Raw genomic sequence first — 4,122 nt, 5'->3', positions numbered from 1 at the left:
AATTCAAATGCTTTTGAAAAATCGCCACCCCGATAAGCGGTAGAAAAAACACCACATAAAACAACCCGGCTACAGGCTGATTCAGTTTCACTGCTTCTATCACACCAACGGTCACAGCGGGTATACCGATAACTATCAGTACAAATAAAACCCATCTCAAGACCTTTGCCAGCATGGATTCATAATCACTGAGGGGATCAATTTGATCTTCAAATAAAAATCTGAAAAAAGATTTCATAATAAAAGCAACATTAACATTTTACTCCGGGTACTTCAATGTCGGATGAAAACCCCGTAAATTCACAGCAAAAAGCAAATCCGTAAACCACCCTCAAAATTACCATAACTTTTAACTTTGGAAAGGATTGAACCGGTGATATAGATCACCATGTTGAATCCATACATAACCAAAAACAAAAATAACATCTAAAAATTGGATAGAAAGTCATTTTTTTATATTTTAATCCCCTGATTGGCCCCTTGTATGTTTTTCTCACTTCTAATTCTCGCTTCATGGAACCATATAAATATCTGAATATCCCGGAAGAAGATCTTAAAGAAATCGAAAAGGCGCTGGACACACTCGACAAGAAACTTATGCCCCATCTTACAAAACTTACGAATGAAGAGCGTCGGTTCATGCCCAAAATGGGAGACCGAAACTTTAGTTTCGTAAATAATGCCATATCGTATGCTAAGAGTGATCCCGCATTGCGACCTCCTTATATTAACATGAAGGATCTCACTAACCAGCGTAAGGCTGTGAATACCCTTCGCAGATTCTTTTTTACCATTGAACCAGTCCGAAATGGGTTGGTCGATAGTATTATATTTGCGGGTAGTCATTTGTTGAAGAATTCGCTGTTGATATATGATTATATGAAAAGTGCCAAAAGGGCAAAAATTTTTGGTGCCCGTGAGGCTTATGAGAAGTTGAGAAACAACTATCCGGGCCGGGGACCATCTAAGGAAATCCAGGGAAACAACCAGTAAGGATCTTTTCAAGCTCCCATAATCCTATTTATTAATATATCTAAGAATATCATTCAGGATTTATCCCGCAAAACCGAATGGCAGGGTGCATTCCCAATATTTACCAACCATCTTCTTTTTTTGTTTCATTTAACCTCATCATCGCTGTTCAAAACACCTCTATTGATGCTCAGAACACCTAATTTGGTGTTTAAATCATTATTATTACTGCTTTGAACAGTATCATTAGTCTTTAAAACAGTATCAATACTGTTTCTGATTGTAATTTCACTGTATCAAACCATATTAATAAAGTTAATTTCAGTATTGTTGGTGTTATTAATATTATAATTACTGTTATGTACAGTTAATTTAGTGTTCAAAACAGTAATATTGCTGTTCAGAACGGCAATCGAGAAGTTCGGAAAGGGAAAAGGGTACCTCCCTGAGGCATTTGATACTAAAAAAGTATCGAAACCGGGTGCGGAAAGGGGAAGACAGAGGAAATCAGAGTCAATGCCGGACAAATATAGATCAAAGCCAAACCCTGAATGCAGATATAATCCTATAAATCACCCGATGCCGGTTAAATGGACCCCTTTTCTGCACCCTTAGCTGCTGAAAGGGAAGATCAGAAACACGGCAATGTCCCATATCACATGGCTAAAGCTGTTCATCAGTATGGACCGGTATTTCATATACATCCAACCCCAGAAAATACCACCGGCCAGTGCAGCGAGGATGAGCACCAGGTTGCCTGTGGCCACATGGATAGCTGTGTAAAGGATTGTAGCCAGTATAAAACCCTTGAGTCTTCCGTATTTTCGGGTGAGATTCCCCTGCACATATCCTCTCCAGAGCAGTTCTTCTCCCGGGCCGATCACCAGAAGCATTAGCAAACCGATCCGCCAGGGGCCTGCACCTGCTTTGAAACCATACACAGCGCCAATATCTCTGCCGGCAAAGTCGAACAGGGATCTCACAAATTCATTCCCGGCATAAAATACCAGGTAAAGTATAATAGCGGAAAGGACTCCAAGGCTTACCTTTCTTATTACACCAGCGGAAAAATCATTTGTGAGTTCCTGCCTGAAAGTGGCATCTGAGAAAATGCAGGAAGATACCAGCAATACCAGGTTGGCCGACATCCACCACCAGAAATCCAACAAGCCAACCTCCCTGAAAACAAACAGGAGGATGAAGAGCAGGAGAGATACAATCAGTATGTAAGGAAAATGTCTGGTCATTGCAACAACAATTTCAGCCAAAGATAAGGGAAATGGGAAATATCCTGGCAGATTTTTATAATGAAGGTATTTATTAAATTCCAATTCACAAATAAAGAATTATCAAACCGAACAGATAGGGCTCCTGTTTTGATTATTAAAATATTGAATCATTGGAATTTGTTTAGGATTTAAGATTTAGAATTTAGGATTTACTCACTACGTTCGTAAGATCGCTACGCTAAGTTCCAGTTTATCTGGGTTAGGATATTAGAAATTAGAATTTAATTGATTATTTTTATCCTCAAACAAACTGGAAATGCGGTACCGATCCTCATCCCAATCCTCCAGCAGTTTCTCATCCTGTTTGTGCAGGTCGTTGCTCATCAATACGCCAACAGGTTTGAGGCTGTCCACGTTATCAAAAACCAGTTTGACGATGGCGGCCAGGGGTATGCCCAGGACAATACCTGACAGTCCCCAGATATAGCCTCCTATAAGCAGAGACAGGATGGCAATAAAAGGATTGATTTTCACATTCGAACCTACCACATAGGGTGTGATCAGATTGCCTTCTAACTGTTGAATGGATGAATACAAGGCCACTACAGCCAGCGGTTGCCACCAGGTATTCAGTGTGGCAATGGCATACATGAAAGGCAGCAAACCGCCCAGTGTTGTTCCAATGTATGGGATAATGCTCAGGAAGGCAGCCAGCGATGCCCAAAATACGGGATATCCCACACCGATAATCCAAAGTCCGATGCTGTTAAGAAATGCCAGGATAAGGATTACGGTAAGCAACCCGTAGAGATAATGTCTTACCAAACGCTGAATCTGAACAAAAATTTCAACACCCTGTTCCCGTCTTTTGTCTTTAAACTGCAGCAGAAGAAAATTCTTGATGGCACCCCTGTAAAGTAACATAAAAAATGTGAATATCAGCACCATAAAAAAGTTCACCAGGAATGCCGTGCCCGAGATCAAACCGCCTTTGAAAAACCGAATGGGGGAATCAAGCACTTTGGAAAAATTGGCGCGAAACCAATCCCAAATGTCTGCACGGGAAATACCAAAATTATCATTGAGCCAGGTAAATAACAGATCAGAACTATGTTGAAGCTTATCGGCAATGGCAGGCATGTTTTGCAGCACATCTCCCATCTGGTAAGAAAAAAAGGTAATGATCCCGCCTACCGGTATCAGTACAATGATGAAAGACAGAAGTATCACGGGAATCTTTGCATGTATATAGCGCTCGAGGAAATTGCAGATGGGCTGTATCATGATCGCGAGCAACGCAGCAAAGATGATGGGCACGATGATGAATTTCCCAATGATCAGCAGATAGATCAGCAGGGCGATGATGATCATTGAAGAGGCAATGCGCTGAATGTTACCGTTTGATTGATTCATGATGGATTTATTTTAAATGCAAACGAAATAACCAAAGTTAGGAAAAAAGAAAAAACCATAAATGGTTATCAGCACCCGGTCATGCAATTTCCTTCAAGACTCTTGTTCTCAATCTGAATGGTTGTATGTCCTATTCCAAATCTATGATACAATTCTTGCTGGAGATCTGCTAAGAATTTGTCATCGCAATATCCGGGAACAACGAGATGCACTGAGAGAGCGATCTGTGTAGTACTGATGGCCCAGACGTGCAGATCATGGATATCCTCCACATCCTCTTTTGACCGAAGAAACTCACTAACCTTATTGATATCGATATGCTTGGGCACAGCATCGAGGGCAAGATTGATCGAATCGGTAAACAGCCGCCAGGTACCCCACAATATCACGCCGATAATGATGAAGCTCATCACCGGGTCGATCCAGAGCAACCCGGTAAGGTTGATCAACAGGCCGGCAACAACTACACCGGCAGAAACTCCTGCATCGGCAGCCATGTGCAAAAAGG

Annotated in this window: 5 protein-coding genes; 1 reads left to right on the top strand and 4 read right to left on the bottom strand. The window is 41.4% G+C overall.

The annotated features are described in order from the left end of the window. A partial coding sequence (locus KGY70_18055; protein MBS3777105.1) for a hypothetical protein occupies positions 1–238 on the bottom strand: 238 nt, incomplete at its 3' end. A gap of 275 nt (positions 239–513) precedes the next feature. Between KGY70_18055 and KGY70_18050 the strand changes: the two genes are divergently transcribed. Continuing rightward, positions 514–993, top strand: coding sequence for a hypothetical protein (locus tag KGY70_18050; protein ID MBS3777104.1), 480 nt, complete (start codon positions 514–516; stop codon positions 991–993). Positions 994–1,583: 590 nt separating this feature from the next. Here KGY70_18050 and KGY70_18045 read toward each other — a convergent pair. The 3 genes from KGY70_18045 to KGY70_18035 form a co-directional block, all read right to left on the bottom strand. After that, on the bottom strand, positions 1,584–2,219 hold the full coding sequence (locus KGY70_18045) for a CPBP family intramembrane metalloprotease (protein ID MBS3777103.1): 636 nt from the start codon (positions 2,217–2,219) through the stop codon (positions 1,584–1,586). Positions 2,220–2,468: 249 nt separating this feature from the next. Further along, positions 2,469–3,614 carry an AI-2E family transporter gene (locus KGY70_18040; protein ID MBS3777102.1) on the bottom strand — a complete coding sequence of 382 codons (1,146 nt, stop codon included), beginning with the start codon at positions 3,612–3,614 and terminating at the stop codon, positions 2,469–2,471. 68 nt (positions 3,615–3,682) lie between these two features. Next, on the bottom strand, positions 3,683–4,122 hold a 440-nt coding region (locus tag KGY70_18035), incomplete at its 5' end, for a cation transporter (protein ID MBS3777101.1).

The sequence above is a fragment of the Bacteroidales bacterium genome (assembly GCA_018334875.1).
Classification (GTDB): Bacteria; Bacteroidota; Bacteroidia; order Bacteroidales; family UBA12077; genus JAGXLC01.
Note: the sequence above shows the minus strand (reverse complement) of the source record. Positions and strands in the feature narration are given on the sequence as shown.